Genomic DNA, 16,413 nt, shown 5'->3' with positions numbered 1-16,413 from the left:
CGCCAAGCATTATTTACTTAAATATTAGCCCTACTAGATTCAATATCTAGGTTAGGGTGTTCTTATTTAGCTAACTGCGTAGCAGTATTTTTGTCTTTTCCCGTAGCACAGCGATAGAACAGAATTGGCAGCAATGGTAAAATATTTATTTATTTCAATAGTGTTATTCCACCATAGCTCAGCGGTAGAGCATTCGGCTGTTAACCGAAGGGTCGTAGGTTCGAATCCTACTGGTGGAGCCATTGCTTCCATAGCTCAGCAGGTAGAGCACTTCCATGGTAAGGAAGAGGTCACCGGTTCGAATCCGGTTGGAAGCTCCAGTAGGTTGACAAAGGCCCATTGGTCAAGCGGTTAAGACACCGCCCTTTCACGGCGGTTACACGGGTTCGAATCCCGTATGGGTCATCATCCATGAGAAATGTGAGTTCTGCAATAACAAGTATTCACCTCTCTCTTACAATTTAGTGAGCTTAGCTCACTAAATTGAACATTATATATATTGGGCTATAGCCAAGCGGTAAGGCAACGGACTTTGACTCCGTCATGCGTTGGTTCGAATCCACCTAGCCCAGCCATTTAATTTAACGAGTCATTAGCTCAGTAGGTAACACGCCCGAGTAATCTCCATTGAAATTACTTAAGCGTAACAATCGATTGAAATCTTGAATGACCTTTCTGAAATTCCGATTTCATTTATGAGCTACACCAAGTTCAGAACAGAATATTCTAATACGAGCCATTAGCTCAGTTGGTAGAGCATCTGACTTTTAATCAGAGGGTCGAAGGTTCGAATCCTTCATGGCTCATCAAAAAAAAGCAAGGTATTCCTTGCTTTTTTTGTTTTTTTTAAAAAATGCGTTTTCATCAAATATATGATTGTGTAAATCTGGAACGTTTCCATGTATAGTTGTATGAATTGTAAATTGAATATATATACATAGACTTGTCAAGTTGAGTCATTACCTTTTTATAGTTAAAATAGAGGTAAGTAAAAGAGTTTAAGGAGGTACAAACAATGGAGAATAAAAATATATCAATTATTGGAGTGCCAATGGATTTAGGACAAGCCAGGCGTGGAGTAGATATGGGGCCAAGCGCAATAAGATATGCTGGAGTGGTAGAGCGTTTAGAGAGTCTTAATTATGATCTGGAGGATCTAGGCGACATACAAATTGGTCTTCGTGGACGTACTTCGGAGGCACTGGTCGATAACCTTCGAAATTTAAAAGAGGTTGCTGACGCGAGTGAAAAGCTTGCAAATGCAGTTGACCAAATTTTATCCGCTAATCGCTTTCCTTTAGTATTAGGCGGCGATCATAGTATTGCAATTGGAACACTTGCGGGAGTGACCAAGCACTATAAAAGTCTTGGTGTTATCTGGTATGATGCACATGGTGATTTAAATACAGCAGACACATCTCCTTCTGGAAATATTCACGGTATGCCTTTAGCGGTAAGTTTAGGACTAGGTCATCAAGCTTTAACGAATATTGGAGGCTTTGAACCAAAAATTAAGCCTGAGAACGTGGTTATCATCGGGGCAAGATCATTAGATGATGGGGAAAAAGAGTTAATTAAAGAAAAAGGTATAAAAGTATATACAATGCACGAAATTGATAGAATGGGTATGACGGCTGTGATGGAGGAAACCATACAGTATCTATCTGAGAGAACAGACGGTGTTCATCTTTCATTAGACTTGGATGGGTTAGATCCTCATGATGCACCAGGAGTAGGGACACCAGTTATAGGTGGGATTAGCTATAGAGAAAGTCATCTAGCAATGGAGATGCTAGAAGAGTCAAAAATCATCACGTCAGCAGAATTTGTTGAAGTGAATCCTATTTTAGATGATAAAAATAAAACAGCCTCTGTCGCGGTAGCACTTATGGGTTCCTTATTTGGAGAGAAATTAAAGTAGTATTATAAGAAATAAAAAAACAGTAAACGAATCAACGTTTACTGTTTTTTTCCCTTCTATATAATTCGTATTCATTTAACAAAGTGTCTAGGGTGGTACTTGCTCGGATAACCTCAGGAGAATTGAGCGAAGAGTGTTTTGCTAATTCTATTAATTCTTTTCGGTATTGCTCAATTTTATCCATAGAGGGTTTATCAGTTTTCATAATTGCTGTCACCCTATCTATATTTTTCTAATATCTACCTTTTTTTAAGTTTTTTAAACATTTCGTCCATTTTTTGTTAAAATAGGAATTGGAAAATAAATAATAGATAAAAAAGTGAAACCTTTTCTATAAATAAACGTATAGAAGGGATAGCCGCAAAGTAAGCGGGGGTTAGGGTAAATGGAAACAATAATAAAAAATAGAATCAAGCAAGTTAAAAATGGGGATCAAAATGCTTTTAGCGAAATTGTAGAGTTGTATAAGGATAAGGTATATCAGCTTTGCTACCGAATGCTTGGCAACTCCCATGAAGCGGAAGACATTGCACAAGAGGCCTTTATTCGAGCATATATTAATATAGAAAGCTTCCATATTGATAAGAAGTTTTCGACATGGCTATATCGCATTGCAACCAATTTAGCAATTGATCGTATAAGAAAGAAAAAGCCTGATTATTACTTGGATGCAGAAGTTACTGGAACTGAGGGTTTAACCATGTACTCACAAGTTGCCGCTGATGTCCCATTACCAGAAGAAGAAGTTGAAAGTCTAGAACTTCAACAAAGTGTACAAATACAAATTTTAAGGCTACCCGAAAAATATAGAGCAGTCATTGTATTAAAGTATATTGAAGAACTGTCATTAAAAGAAATAAGTGAAGTATTGGGGCTACCTATTAGTACAATAAAAACTCGAATCCATCGAGGAAGAGAAGCTCTCAGGAAACAATTAAGGGAAGTCTAGGATGAGGTGAAGAACATGAAATGTGATCCAAAATATATAGAATACATGCATAACTTTCTAGATGAAGATTTGATCTTAGATCAAGAGAAGGAGCTGCGTACCCATCTCCAGCATTGTTCGGATTGCCAAAAACACTTTCATGAATTAAAGAAGACGATTGCTCTCGTTCAAAGCACGTCTCATATACATTCTCCGTTTGATTTTACAGCAAAAGTTATGCAGAGATTACCACAAGAAAAGAAAGTTGTAAAAGTGAAAAGATGGCTCAAGATACACCCACTCTTAACGGCTGCGGCAGTTTTCTTTATATTAATGTTAGGTAGTATTACAACGATGTGGAACGAGGATCAACAATTAGCTGTATCGAAGCAATCGAATCTGCTTATTGAAGAAAACACCGTCATTGTACCTGAGGGTACTATCGTTGATGGGGACTTGGTCGTTAGAAATGGCGACATTAAAATTGAAGGTGAAGTAAGAGGAGATTTGACTTTAATTAATGGTGATAAGTATTTAGCATCTGCTGGTGCCGTGACTGGGGAAATCCATGAAATTGATCAAATGTTTGAATGGATTTGGTACCATTTGAAAAAAGGTATTAAAGAGACGGTATCATTCTTCAACACATCAGAAAGTAAGTAGACATATAAGTAAGATTTTCAAGAGTGTGAAATCTGAAGTGATTTCATGCTTTTATTTTGTCGGTCTAAAAAATAAATAAATAAATGGACATTCTCAAAAATGTTTAAATTAGCACTACCGTCTGAAACAGTTCGTAATCAAATGAAAGATTACTTTAACGAGTAGCTCAAGGTAAAGAAACTTGACTGCTGAATCTCTACTATATATGAATATTTTTCACTGGACCAAAAGCACTTAACCAAAAAGACGCCCATTCATCCCACGACTGAAGTCACGGGTGTTCTGGGCTAATTTATAAAAGTCTAGTTCCTTTTTATACATTTGTACAGAATATGGTATAATGTAAATGCTAAGCCTTTAACAAAAATTAACTATATAGGGAATTTTATTTTACTATAAAGGAAGTGTAAGAATGCCGTTTGGAGAATTCCCAATCCTACATTACCTGGGTAACATCATCGATATTCTCCTTGTCTGGTTTGTTATATATAAGCTAATCATGGTCGTTCGAGGGACAAAAGCAGTACAGCTATTAAAGGGAATAACAGTCATTGTTATCGTGAACATACTTAGTAGCTTTCTTGGTTTACATACACTTCAATGGCTCATGGGTCAAGCATTAGACTGGGGATTTATTGCGGTTATCGTTATTTTCCAACCTGAATTACGAAGAGCACTAGAACAGCTAGGAAGAGGTAAAATCTTCTCAAGAAATACGGTGAACGAGGAAGAAGAGCAATTTCAACAGATTGAAGCCATTGTAAAAGCCACATCCTATATGGCGAAGCGTCGAATAGGGGCCTTAATCTCCATTGAACGTGATACAGGCATGGGTGATTATATTGAGACGGGTATAGCCTTGAATGCTAATTTGACGTCAGAGTTATTAATCAATATTTTCATTCCAAATACACCATTACATGATGGAGCTGTCATTATCCAAAGGCAGCAAGTTTCTGCCGCCGCTTGTTACCTACCTCTGTCTGAGAGTCCGTTCATTTCAAAAGAGTTAGGGACAAGGCACCGCGCAGCCTTAGGTATTAGTGAAGTAACAGATAGTATTACTATTGTCGTCTCCGAGGAAACAGGGAGTATATCATTAACTAAGAACGGCGACCTTCACCGAGATCTCTCACAAGATGTGATGAAAGAGATGCTAACAAGAGAATTATTGTCTACATCGAAAATGTCTTCCTCAACTCTATGGACATGGAGGGGGAAGAAAAATGGATAAATTTATGAATAATCATTGGATGATGAAGGCAATTGCCTTGTTATTGGCATTAATGCTGTACACATCCGTAACGATTGAGACACAAAACAATCCAAAAAAACAGTTGAGCTTTCCGGTTGCAACTGATGAGACTGAGACACTCACAGAAATTCCTCTTGCTGCCTATTTTGATACAGATCAATATGTTGTGTCGGGATTACCACAAGAGGTAACAGTCACATTAGTAGGGCCGAGAAGTGCTGTACAGCCAGTTAAACTTCAACGTTCTATAGAGGTGTTTGTTGATCTCGAGGAATTACAAGTCGGAACACATCAAGTCAAGGTTCAATATAAAGATGTAAGTGATAATGTGAAAGTTACGATTAATCCTTCTGTGATTACACTTACCATTGATGAAAAGATAGAGAAAGAATTTTCTGTTGAAGTCGATTACATCCATGAGTTAGAAGAAGGATACACGCTAGATGAAGCCATTATCAGCCCTAAAAATGTGAAAGTGATTGGTGCTAAAGATCAAGTAGACCGGATTGCACTGGTCAAAGCAATCGTTGACCTTAAAGGCGCGAATGAAAAAATTAGGCAAGAAGCCCCTGTGGCTGTTTATGATAGTGAGGGCAATCGATTAAACGTTGAGATTGATCCAGCGGTTGTAGACGTTGAGGTGAGTATCATTAGTCCGAATAAAGTGGTTCCTATCTCCTTCATTTCTAAAGGAAAGGTAGAGGATGGTTTTAGTTTAATCGGAATAGAATCAACTATTATGGAACTGACAATTTTTGGTCCAAAAGAGATAATTGATAAAATACAACAAATAGAGAATATAGAAGTGAATATTGAAGGCATCACCGAAAGTACCACAATTGATGTGGAGATACCAGTTCCTAAGGGTGTAAAGGACATTGTCCCAAAAACAATTCCCGTTCAAGTGAAGGTTGAGAAAAATGAGATTCGAACACTTACAAGCCTTACCATAAAAGTAATTGGGATACCGAATTCTCTAAAGGCGGAATTTATTAGTCCGATAGACGGAACCGTAAATATTGAACTAGTTGGTGCACCTTCTATTTTAAAAGATGTTGATGAATCAGATATAGACATTTACCTTGATGTAGCTAAACTTAGTAGCGGTCAGCATGAGGTAGATATAATAGTGAATGGACCTCCGAATATAAAGTGGAGTCTTTCTGCTAGTAAAGCAACAATTGAATTAGTAAATAATCAATGATGATAGTCCATGAAGGAGCGAATATATAAAATGGGTAAATATTTTGGTACGGATGGTGTACGTGGGGTGGCCAATAGTGAGTTAACGCCCGAATTGGCTTTTAGAATCGGCCGCTTCGGAGGATATGTTTTAACAAAAGATAAAGATCGTCCAAAGGTATTAATAGGAAGAGATACTCGTATATCTGGACATATGCTTGAAGGTGCTTTAGTGGCTGGCTTATTGTCAATTGGAGCAGAAGTCATGCGTCTTGGGGTGATCTCAACACCTGGAGTTGCGTTTTTAACAAAAGCTACAGGAGCACAAGCTGGAGTCATGATTTCAGCATCTCACAATCCCGTTCAGGATAATGGTATTAAATTCTTTGGATCTGACGGCTTTAAGCTTTCGGATGATCAAGAAAAAGAAATAGAAGACTTGCTTGACCAAACAGAAGATAGGCTCCCACGTCCAGTAGGTGGAGATTTAGGACAAGTAAACGATTACTTTGAAGGTGGTCAAAAGTATTTACAGTTTTTAAAGCAAACAGTGGATGATGATTTCTCTGGGATACATGTTGCCTTAGATTGTGCACATGGTGCGACTTCTTCCCTGGCTATGCATTTATTTGCTGATTTAGACGCAGATATCTCCACTATGGGTAATTCACCAAATGGATTAAACATTAATGAAGGGGTTGGCTCCACTCACCCTGAAAAATTGGCAACTTTTCTTTTGGAAAAAGGTGCAGATATTGGTCTTGCTTTTGACGGAGATGGTGATCGACTCATTGCAATTGATGAAAAAGGTCAAATCGTAGATGGAGATCAAATTTTGTTCATATGTGCCAAATATTTAAAAACACATGGACAATTAAAGCATCAAACGGTTGTATCTACTGTGATGAGTAACTTAGGCTTTTATAAAGGATTAGAAGAACACGGTGTTCAAAGTATCCAAACAGCTGTTGGTGACCGTTATGTAGTAGAAGAAATGAAAAAGAGTGGCTACAACCTAGGCGGAGAACAATCCGGTCATCTAATATTCCTTGATTACAATACTACAGGAGATGGTATGCTCTCAGCAATCCAACTTGTGAATATCATGAAATCAACGAAAAAACCATTATCTCAGTTAGCGGGAGAAATGAAAAAATTCCCTCAATTATTGGTCAATGTTCGAGTGCAGGATAAACATAAAGTCATGGAAAATGAACTAATTGCTTCGACAATCAGAGAAGCAGAAGCAGAAATGAATGGAAATGGCCGGATTCTTGTTCGTCCATCAGGTACAGAGCCATTGGTTCGGGTAATGGCAGAAGCCCAGACTGAAGAAATTTGTCGTGAAGTCGTAGATAGAATTGTTGCGGTTGTCACAAAAGAAATGGGAACAGCATAAACAAATAACATGCAATACTCTCAAGATATGCATAAGTAGAGACAAAGCGCTCACTTATGCATATTTTAGTTAATATGGAAAATCTGCACATCTACAGAAAAAAAGAAACTATGTAAAATAATGGTTTTTAATTGACGTATATACTATTTCTGTGTATGATTATCCTTATGATTTTGATTCAAATATAGAAAGGTGGATCGTAAGGTTACCAAAGATTTAAAAGCGCCTGAACTACTCCTGAGCGATAAGGTGTAGTTGACGAGGAGGAGGGTTATCGAGATTTTCGGCGGATACCTCCCGGCTGACAGCTGTCACAGCCGAAATTCTTCACTAAAATCAGAGAGGTGACTTTCTGTACAAACGTGAGGAAATGACCACATAAAAATGATGATGATAAAGGGGCATGGGGCCCCACTTCCATGCCCCTCTAGGGAGGAAGTTTATATATGTGCGGAATAGTAGGATATATTGGTCAGCAGGATTCAAAAGAGATTTTATTAAGAGGTCTAGAAAAACTTGAATATCGTGGTTATGACTCAGCAGGAATTGCTGTAGTAGACGGAAACGGTGTTCATGTTTTTAAAGAAAAGGGTCGTATTGCAACGTTACGTGAAGCTGTTGATTTATCTGTAAATGCTCCAGTTGGCATTGGTCATACACGTTGGGCGACACATGGTGTGCCTAATAGAGTAAACTCACATCCACATCAAAGCACAAATGGACGTTTTACACTTGTTCATAATGGTGTTATTGAAAACTATGATCACCTTAAGCGTGATTATTTAAAGGGTGTAAGCTTCCAAAGTGATACGGACACTGAAGTGATTGTTCAATTAATCGAGCAGAATGTTAACAAAGGACTTCACGTAGAAGAAGCATTTAGAGCGGTATTAAAGCTCCTAAAAGGATCTTATGCTATTGCCTTATTAGATGAACAAGACCAAGATACAATCTATGTTGCAAAAAATAAAAGTCCATTACTTGTTGGATTAGGTGAAGGCTTTAACGTTGTAGCAAGTGATGCTATGGCGATGCTACAAGTAACAAATCAATATGTAGAACTAACGGACAAAGAAATTGTTCTTGTAACTCGTGAATCTGTGACCATTAAAAACCTAGAGGGAACTGTAGTTGAGCGTGCACCTTATACTGCTGAGCTTGATGCTAGTGATATCGAAAAGGGAACGTATCCTCACTACATGCTAAAAGAAATTGACGAGCAGCCACTTGTTGTTCGTAAAATTATCCAAAATTACCAAAATGACAACGGAGAGCTAACTGTAGCTGCTGACATCCGTCAAGCTATGACAGATGCAGACCGTGTTTATATCATTGCAGCGGGAACGAGCTATCATGCTGGACTACTTGGAAAGCAATATATCGAAAAAATCGCAAAAATCCCAGTAGAAGTTCATATTTCAAGTGAATTTTCGTATAACATGCCATTACTTTCTGAAAGACCATTATTCGTTTTCATCTCTCAAAGTGGTGAAACAGCCGATAGCCGTGCTGTGTTAGTTGAGATTAAAGCAATGGGCCATAAAGCACTGACTGTAACTAATGTTAAAGGATCTACACTATCACGTGAAGCAGACTTTACGCTATTACTCCATGCAGGTCCTGAGATTGCAGTAGCCTCTACAAAGGCATATACAGCCCAGGTTGCCGTTCTAGCCATCTTAGCTCGCGATACAGCACGAGCAAAAGGGATTGAACTAGACTTCGATCTAAGCAAAGAGCTTGGTATCGTTGCAAGTGCAATGGAAACATTATGTGATGACAAAGAAGAAATGGAGCAAATCGCTCGTGACTTCCTAGCAACAACACGTAACTGTTTCTTTATTGGCCGAGGAATTGACTTCTACGTAGGCATGGAAGGAGCTCTTAAACTAAAAGAGATCTCTTACATCCAAGCAGAAGGCTTCGCAGGTGGAGAATTAAAGCACGGAACGATTGCGTTAATTGAAGATGGTACACCAATTATTGCCCTAGCCACACAAGAAATCGTCAACCTAGGGATCCGTGGTAATGTTAAAGAAGTTGTGGCACGTGGAGCTAATCCTTGTATCATTTCAATGAGAGGGTTAGAAGAAGCTGATGACCGTTATGTGGTTCCAGCGGTTCATGAGCTATTTACACCACTTGTATCTGTTCTGCCGCTTCAGTTGATTTCTTATTATGCTGCCCTTCACAGAGAATGTGACGTTGATAAGCCAAGGAATTTGGCGAAGAGTGTGACGGTGGAGTAATTAGGTGTTTAGTTGTTGATAGATTGTTGAATGACAACAAAGTCGGGTACTAGACAACACAGTTGGGTACTAGACAAGAAAGTCGGGTACTGACGTCAAAATGTTTTTCAACAAGTAAAGATAAAAAATTGACCAACCAAGACTCAATCCTATTTCAGGGTTGGGTCTTTTTTGTTTGGCTATTTCTCAAACATTGTTGTTTTTGAAAAAGGTGTATATCTATAAACCCTTAGGGTCATTAAAGTATAGGTTCCGTTTGAATCTTTGCCTTCTGTCATTAACAAAAAAGATCTATCATTGAAGACTGGGTCTAGTTTTTTATAGAACGGGTCTTTTTTGATGCTGGAAAACAACATGCAGGGATATCTATATAAATAGGGATTAAAAAAAGCATGGAATACACCATGCTTTAAATAATAACCCTGATGGTTTATTTATTTTAATTGTTCTAAAGCGTAATTTCTTACTCTAAAAATACGATCACTCAGAATGTCGATGTCCACTTTAACCATTTGTTATGATACAAGGAAACCAGTTGGAACATTGATCTGTGATTGAGGTTTTGTTTTTTCGAGGAGAGGACCTGATCAAAACAAACAAGACAAGTATCGTATCGGTACGATAAAAGAATATGGTCATGTTTGGAAAGAAAGACTGACTGAATTTGTTAACGAAGGCAATTCCCTTACAGAAATAGCAAGACAATTGCAGGCAGATCGTTCGACAGTCAAAAAATATGCTGCTGAGCTGGAATTAAAAGTACCATGGAAGTTGCCGAAAGTTGAAAAGAAAAGTGTAAACGATGCTTTGGAAGATTATGAAACACAATTAAATGAAAGAAAAAACACATGGCTGGAACTTCAGGATGAATACCCTGAAAAATCAAAAACTGAACTGAGGAAGATGGCTCCTGATGTGTATGCCTATTTGTATGGTAATGATCCAGAATTCCTTAATGAATACTCTCCTGTAAAGAAGAGAATCCAAACCCCTAATCAACGGGTGGATTGGGAAAAGCGGGATATAGAGATGTTAAAACAGGTGAAGATAGTGGTCCGAAATTGGGACATGGATGCTGAAAAGCCAACGAAGATTACGGTAACTTCTATCGGTAAAAAAATAAACGAATTATCGTTATTACAGGGATAAGCTCCCCAAAACGATGGAGTATATCTGTAAAGTATCAGAAGATACAGTTGCATTCCAAAAGAGAAGGGTTGAATTCAGGATTAACAAATTAAAAGAAGAGGGAAAGCCAATCATTGAATGGCAGATTTACAGAAAAGCAGGACTTCGACCGACTGTTTCAAACGAAGTCAAAAGATTAATTTCAATAAAAGTAACGGAATATGACACTGTTCCTAAATCATAGATTACACAGATCATTTGTTTGAAGGATAAAACTATTACCTTGTTATTCATGGTAAAATGGATGTATCTGTTTTTTTAGGGGGATATTAGTGGACAAGGATTTACAACATGTTGATGGCGGTAATTCAGCTTTTGAAGAAGTTAGAAAGACAGATGAAAGTGGAAATGAATATTGATCATCCAGAGATTTAGGAAAAATCCTTGGGTATCAAGATTATAGAAATTTCACTTCGGTAGTTGAAAAGGCAAAAGTATCCTGTTCGAATAGTGGACAAGATGTCGAAGACCATTTTGTTGATGTCACCGAAATGGTCCATATTGGGTCGGGTGCAACGAGGGAATTATCAAGCGTAAAATTGTCTCGGTATGCTTGCTACCTAATTATACAGAATGCCGATCCTTCTAAAGAAATGGTCGCCTTAGGTCAAACCTATTTTGCTGTTCAAACAAGGAAACAAGAAGTATTTGAACAGGCATCAGAAGAAGAAAAACGCTTAATGTTAAGAAATGAGATGAAAAAACACAATTCTGCTTTGGCAGATGCTGCGAATGATGCAGGAGTTAAAACAAGTCTTGATTTTGCTGTTTTCCAAAACCATGGATATAAAGGGTTATATGGTGGATTCGGTGTTAAAGAAATACATGAAATTAAAGGCTTAAAAAAATCACAAAAAATTCTAGACCATATGGGCAGTACAGAGTTAGCAGCTAATCTTTTTAGAGCTACTCAAACAGAGGAAAAATTAAGAAGAGAAAACATTATTGGTAAAGGAAGAGCCAATAAAACACATTACGAGGTAGGTCAAAAAGTAAGACAAACAATAAGTGAATTGGGCGGAACAATGCCAGAGGATCTACAAGCTGAAGAAAGTATTAAATCAGTTGAAAGAAAATTACAAAGGCAATTGAATGATGGGGAAAAATAAAGAAATAGCATTGGATTTTATTCCAATGCTATTTTTAATAGTAGTCGAGTACCCGACTTTGTTGTAAAGATGAAAAAAAGGCGGTACCCGGCTTTCTTTTTTACAAAATGAAAATTTAAACGTAAGAATGCGGGATTCAGCGTTTCACAGTACCCAACTTTGTTGTCAACCAACATAGATGTGTTGGTTTGAAATAAAGTCACGATGTTTATAAAAAAGATGAGATGTTTTGAATAAAGTCGCGACGTTTTAAAAAAAGTTGCAAAGCTTTACCTCTTTGGATTTTTTATCTAAAGGGTGTATCGTTGTAAAAGGACTTACTTAATTAAATAGTTCAGTGTAAACTGAATTTATAGAAATCATTGAAATGATATATCGAAGTTTGTGAAAAAATGTACTGCGCGAAACGTTTCCTTATATGTGCCAAAGCACGAAATAGGAGAATTGCTATTAAGCAATTACAACTGATTAATTGAAACTCGGAATGAAAGCCGTCATGTTGAGCTGAAACGAGTTATCTGATCCTCCTACATGCACATAATGATAGTAGTTAGAACGTGTATGAAGCTAGGTAAAGTCGGCTGAAATGAACCTAAGTTGCTTATCTAGAATATGGTTTGTGATAGGTCGGGATGCTACAAAATATCTATGGTGAGAATGTCTAAATGGACTGACGAACTTGCGAATGTACGGGTCTAGAAATTAATACGCTCGAAAGGCGTATGCTGCGAACGCAGTGTCAAACGGAGATGGGGTAGGAGTACCACAATCTGCAGCAGAGGTTTCCGTCCCAAGTCTTCTCTTTGAAAACTAACATAACTAAATGAAACTCACAGGGTCGAGTAAGATGATGGGATTTTCCGCAAGGAAGGAGAAACAATCCATCGGTGAGTACAGCTTTGTTAACTTAAAAGTGAGCCACCATAGCACTTGAAAACTGAGCCACTTCTGTAAGAGAATACTCCTAACACATATTGTTAGGAGGAAGACAGGAGTGATTACTTTGGATAGAAAACAGCAGGTCATACACATCTACTTCTGTAGGCTTTAACATATATCTTTCAGCTTCCAATCCTTGTGAAACTGTCGCTCCAGCTATTGATGCAGTAGGCATTGTAAAACTATATAAGAGTTCTGGAACCGTAACAGGTACATCATATCTTTACTTAGAACATGATGGTTTTCCTGCATATGAAATTTATCGGAAAACAGGTTCTCTAGCGTCTAGAACAATTTATACTTACAATCCTTCTACCACTCCAGGAGCAGATCCGAAAAACTTATTTGCACCATTAGACAAGGCAGTGGAAGTAACAAATTAATATCTATTTTAATTTGTTGTTATCCAAGGAATAAATAGTTGATTATTTTGGATTTATTTACTAATCTTATCGTAATATATTTTTTTGAGGGAAGAGGTAATTGGAAATGTGGAAGTTAATATACGCAATAGTAATTTCTTTAGTATTTTTGGTAATTAGTTATTGTTATTCAATATCATTTGAAATAAAAGAAGAATACTTTTTTATTATTGGTGTTGTAATAGTTCCTATTCTCTATATCTTTGTCTACCTTCCGTTATCATTTTTCACAAAAAAGAAGGGTTATAAGAAAAGATTGGTTGTTTACTTAATTTCAATTATAGTTTCAGCTGTTATTTTTACTGGATTTTATATGAATTTAAGCAATATAAATAATGAATACTTTTTTTATACTATGAAAGTAAGTATACAACTCTTTTTAGTAAGCACATTTTTATTCTTCTTCCCGATAGAATTAAATTATTTCTTTAGAAGAAAATTCACCGAAAAATTTAACATCAATATGGGGTAGCGATTTGCTAACTCTCAACAAATATGCGACGAGTAAAATATCTTATCGCTCGTCATAAACTATCCGTATTCCTACTATAGTATAAGATTCAAGAATTATACGAAAAATATGTGTTGCTACCTATAGTAGATTTGTTCGCTATAAAAGTGTTTAGTTTATCATTTATGTTCTTATCGACTTTGACCATGCCTGGAATAGGCATGGCCTTTTTTCTCTCGGGTATAAATGTCGTTTTCCCAAGTATTTGAAAAGCTCTTTCTAATGACGCAAGCTACTATGGAATTTTATTAGCTTGTTTATCTGGTGAAATGTTGATAGGGACGTTTTTGTCAGAAAAGATGACTGAAATATTCAGTATAGGGTAGCTAATGTTTATGGGATACTTACTGTATATTCTTAGCACTAGCTGAAGCCCCAATTTTATTAACTGATTACGGCCACTCGATTTTACCGCTTGTGCCATCTTTTTTACCAGCTAACGCCAAGAAATGTACCATTGGTCGCCAAATGTGTTTACCAATTGTAAATAGACGTAACAGTTTACCAAGTTGATAAGCTGTTACGTCTGCTTTATAATTCGTTACGTATTATTTTGCTCAAAGTATTCAATGATAGTTTTTCTACTACCCTCATGAATAACCTGCTCAGTCCAGGTGTGAGGGGAAGGCTCTTCTCCGTAGATAATCAGTAGTTTCTTCTTAAGTTCCATAGGGAACGGATACCACTCCTTGTACCCTATTAAATAATAGTACTCTTAAATTCTACTTAGATCTTTTATTGTCATAATAGACATATCAAGCTTCCGTGCCTAATCCATGACGCTCACGCATTGAAACATCACCATCTATGAGAATTTGGTAGGAGTCGTGAATGATACGATCTAAAATAGCCTCCGCAATGGTTTCGTTACCCAATTTCAAATGCCATCCACTAGGATCAATTTGTGAACAGAAAATAGTGGATGCTGTCTTATGACGAGACTCCACTATTTCTAGTAGAATGGCTGCTTCATCCGTCGATAAATCGGTTAGAAGCCATTCATCAAGTATAAGAAGATCGACATTTGTGTATTTTTTAATCCACTTTCGGTAGCTTCCGTCCGCTGCTAATTTCGCAAGTGACAGTTCATCCAGTAACTCAGGTAACCGGATATATTTCACAGTATGGAATTGTCGACAGGCAGATACACCAAATGCACAGGCGAGGAATGTTTTCCCTGAACCTGTCGGTCCCTTCAATATGATATTGTGGCCATCAAGGATATAAGCACCACTCGCAAGTCTCAATATTAATTCCTTTTCAAGTCTTCTATCTTGATAATATTCTATATCTTCAATACATGCATTTGAATTTAAAAAGGTTGCTGCTTTAATTAAGCGTTGAAGTCGATTGCTTTTCCGACGGGAATGTTCCAAATCAATAAGTATGAAAAGCGATCCTCAAAACTCATTTTTTGGTATTCCTTGTTACTTGCTTGTTCTTGATAAGCCTCTGCCAACCGTTCAATTTCATTTCGTGTAATTTGGATAATGTTTGATCATTCATCATTTATTTTTCCCCCCATAATAAGAAGCTCCACGTGTGAAGCTGTAATCGTTTTCGTTACTTTCTGTTTTACGTTTCAATTCCTGCTCTGCGTCATTCTTTTTATTGCTTTTGAGGAGGGCTTGTATACTTTGGACCGTAGGTCTTTTAGTCATGGATGTAATCATTTTACAAGCACGCTCTTTTTCATATTTTGTGTAACGACGCTCTGATTTATTTAAGGAGAATATAGATTGTATTGCTTGTTTTTCGCAGCCGAAGTATCCAAAATATAACGAATGACATGCAAAGTTGCTGGTCCGATGTCTGTAGCCCATTCAATCGCGGTGTCGGGTGTCTGATCCATAAACAGCTTGTGGTTATCTGGCATATGGTCACGAACGGTGGATAACTGACCGAACTTCCCATATAATCGTTTATGGGAGGCGACCCGCATATGATTGAAAAAGATCTCTACTAGGTCGTCAGAAATCTTTAACTCTACCTGTTGATTAATGTACTCATATGGAACGGAGTAAAACATGCTTTCGGTAGAGATGTGATAATCAGGTCGCACTTTTGCCGTCTTCCATTGAGACATTTTATAAGGCGTAAACGGAAGAGGAGAAAGCGCAAATTTCTCCTCTTCTTCAAATGCCGACATTCGACAACCTTCCTTACGTGTAAAGGGACGATAGTTGAATTCCTCTAATTTTTTCCATGCTTCCGCATTTCTAGTGCTGAAAAAGGTAAATTAAATTTAACTCTTGGTTGGATTATTCACTACTGTAACGTCCTTGATATCAACCCAACAGAAGTTTTCACACCCATTCATGTAGAAGCCAGCTATCCAAAGTGTACTTTTATAACATCTAATCAGGTACACTGTCATCATAAGTTACCCCGACAAATGGGAGGTACAGATGAGTTTAATAATCTTGTAATCGTACATAAAGATGTCCATAGATTAATCCATGCCACAAGTGAAAAGACGATTGAACGATATAGGAACGTTCTTCAATTAAATGGAAAACAATTGAAGAAGCTAAACCAATTTCGTAAAGTTTGTAATTTAGTTGCTTTAGTCTAAAAGAATAAGATGGAACGCCTAATGCGGTGAAAATCGCACGTTGGGTGTGGAGCAGGGGAAAAGATGGAGATT

At 37.3% G+C, this 16,413-nt stretch carries 13 protein-coding genes, 5 tRNA genes and 4 pseudogenes; 18 read left to right on the top strand and 4 right to left on the bottom strand.

The genetic code is table 11. The annotated features are described in order from the left end of the window. Positions 1 to 167: 167 nt before the first annotated feature. The 6 genes from ACOI1C_RS13800 to rocF all read left to right on the top strand — a co-directional run bounded on the left by ACOI1C_RS13800 (position 168) and on the right by rocF (position 1,921). A tRNA-Asn gene (locus tag ACOI1C_RS13800) sits at positions 168 to 242 on the top strand. Positions 243 to 244: 2 nt separating this feature from the next. Further along, positions 245 to 320, top strand: a tRNA-Thr gene (locus ACOI1C_RS13795). Between the two features lie 13 nt (positions 321 to 333). Further along, positions 334 to 405: transfer RNA gene (locus tag ACOI1C_RS13790), tRNA-Glu, on the top strand. Between the two features lie 95 nt (positions 406 to 500). Further along, positions 501 to 575: transfer RNA gene (locus ACOI1C_RS13785), tRNA-Gln, on the top strand. Between the two features lie 158 nt (positions 576 to 733). Further along, positions 734 to 806, top strand: a tRNA-Lys gene (locus ACOI1C_RS13780). A 209-nt stretch (positions 807 to 1,015) separates the two neighbouring features. Beyond that, positions 1,016 to 1,921: an arginase gene (rocF, locus tag ACOI1C_RS13775; protein ID WP_422511077.1), complete on the top strand. Its 906-nt coding sequence runs from the start codon at positions 1,016 to 1,018 to the stop codon at positions 1,919 to 1,921. A gap of 31 nt (positions 1,922 to 1,952) precedes the next feature. Here rocF and ACOI1C_RS13770 read toward each other — a convergent pair whose 3' ends face one another. After that, positions 1,953 to 2,126: an aspartyl-phosphate phosphatase Spo0E family protein gene (locus tag ACOI1C_RS13770; protein WP_422511076.1), complete on the bottom strand. Its 174-nt coding sequence runs from the start codon at positions 2,124 to 2,126 to the stop codon at positions 1,953 to 1,955. Between the two features lie 180 nt (positions 2,127 to 2,306). Between ACOI1C_RS13770 and sigW the strand changes: the two genes are divergently transcribed. The 11 genes and pseudogenes from sigW (at position 2,307) to ACOI1C_RS13715 (ending at position 13,727) form a co-directional block, all read left to right on the top strand. Continuing rightward, positions 2,307 to 2,870, top strand: coding sequence for an RNA polymerase sigma factor SigW (gene sigW / locus ACOI1C_RS13765; RefSeq protein ID WP_422511075.1), 564 nt, complete (start codon positions 2,307 to 2,309; stop codon positions 2,868 to 2,870). 15 nt (positions 2,871 to 2,885) lie between these two features. Beyond that, positions 2,886 to 3,512: an anti-sigma factor family protein gene (locus ACOI1C_RS13760; protein WP_422511074.1), complete on the top strand. Its 627-nt coding sequence runs from the start codon at positions 2,886 to 2,888 to the stop codon at positions 3,510 to 3,512. Between the two features lie 412 nt (positions 3,513 to 3,924). Further along, a complete protein-coding gene (gene cdaA, locus ACOI1C_RS13755; protein ID WP_422511073.1) occupies positions 3,925 to 4,746 on the top strand; it encodes a diadenylate cyclase CdaA in 822 nt (273 codons plus the stop codon). Further along, positions 4,739 to 5,971: a YbbR-like domain-containing protein gene (locus ACOI1C_RS13750; RefSeq protein WP_422511072.1), complete on the top strand. Its 1,233-nt coding sequence runs from the start codon at positions 4,739 to 4,741 to the stop codon at positions 5,969 to 5,971. Before cdaA ends, ACOI1C_RS13750 begins: the two co-directional genes overlap by 8 nt. Before the next feature lie 30 nt (positions 5,972 to 6,001). After that, on the top strand, positions 6,002 to 7,348 hold the full coding sequence (gene glmM, locus ACOI1C_RS13745) for a phosphoglucosamine mutase (RefSeq protein ID WP_422511071.1): 1,347 nt from the start codon (positions 6,002 to 6,004) through the stop codon (positions 7,346 to 7,348). A 446-nt stretch (positions 7,349 to 7,794) separates the two neighbouring features. Then, positions 7,795 to 9,597 carry a glutamine--fructose-6-phosphate transaminase (isomerizing) gene (glmS, locus tag ACOI1C_RS13740; protein WP_422511070.1) on the top strand — a complete coding sequence of 601 codons (1,803 nt, stop codon included), beginning with the start codon at positions 7,795 to 7,797 and terminating at the stop codon, positions 9,595 to 9,597. Positions 9,598 to 10,167: 570 nt separating this feature from the next. Further along, positions 10,168 to 10,746 (top strand): annotated as a pseudogene (locus tag ACOI1C_RS13735) (TnsD family Tn7-like transposition protein); the annotation flags it as partial. A 13-nt stretch (positions 10,747 to 10,759) separates the two neighbouring features. Next, a complete protein-coding gene (locus ACOI1C_RS13730; protein WP_422511069.1) occupies positions 10,760 to 10,969 on the top strand; it encodes a hypothetical protein in 210 nt (69 codons plus the stop codon). 190 nt (positions 10,970 to 11,159) lie between these two features. Beyond that, positions 11,160 to 11,894, top strand: a pseudogene (dinD, locus tag ACOI1C_RS13725) (DNA damage-inducible protein D); the annotation flags it as partial. A 1,007-nt stretch (positions 11,895 to 12,901) separates the two neighbouring features. After that, complete coding sequence (locus tag ACOI1C_RS13720; protein WP_422511085.1) at positions 12,902 to 13,216, top strand: DUF3238 domain-containing protein; 315 nt, start codon at positions 12,902 to 12,904, stop codon at positions 13,214 to 13,216. A gap of 106 nt (positions 13,217 to 13,322) precedes the next feature. After that, positions 13,323 to 13,727: a hypothetical protein gene (locus ACOI1C_RS13715; protein WP_422511068.1), complete on the top strand. Its 405-nt coding sequence runs from the start codon at positions 13,323 to 13,325 to the stop codon at positions 13,725 to 13,727. A 580-nt stretch (positions 13,728 to 14,307) separates the two neighbouring features. Here the strand turns inward: ACOI1C_RS13715 and ACOI1C_RS13710 are convergent. The 3 genes and pseudogenes from ACOI1C_RS13710 to ACOI1C_RS13700 all read right to left on the bottom strand — a co-directional run bounded on the left by ACOI1C_RS13710 (position 14,308) and on the right by ACOI1C_RS13700 (position 15,915). Continuing rightward, positions 14,308 to 14,436 carry a hypothetical protein gene (locus ACOI1C_RS13710; RefSeq protein WP_422511067.1) on the bottom strand — a complete coding sequence of 43 codons (129 nt, stop codon included), beginning with the start codon at positions 14,434 to 14,436 and terminating at the stop codon, positions 14,308 to 14,310. Between the two features lie 85 nt (positions 14,437 to 14,521). After that, positions 14,522 to 15,275: pseudogene (gene istB / locus ACOI1C_RS13705) on the bottom strand (IS21-like element helper ATPase IstB). A 214-nt stretch (positions 15,276 to 15,489) separates the two neighbouring features. Beyond that, positions 15,490 to 15,915 carry a Mu transposase domain-containing protein gene (locus ACOI1C_RS13700; RefSeq protein ID WP_422511066.1) on the bottom strand — a complete coding sequence of 142 codons (426 nt, stop codon included), beginning with the start codon at positions 15,913 to 15,915 and terminating at the stop codon, positions 15,490 to 15,492. Between the two features lie 213 nt (positions 15,916 to 16,128). Here ACOI1C_RS13700 and ACOI1C_RS13695 point away from each other — a divergent pair. Further along, a pseudogene (locus ACOI1C_RS13695) lies at positions 16,129 to 16,341 on the top strand (HNH endonuclease signature motif containing protein); the annotation flags it as partial. Between the last annotated feature and the right edge of the window lie 72 nt (positions 16,342 to 16,413).

Source organism: Bacillus sp. DJP31 (genome assembly GCF_049310945.1).
Taxonomy (GTDB): Bacteria; Bacillota; Bacilli; order Bacillales; family SA4; genus Bacillus_BS.
Note: the sequence above shows the minus strand (reverse complement) of the source record. Positions and strands in the feature narration are given on the sequence as shown.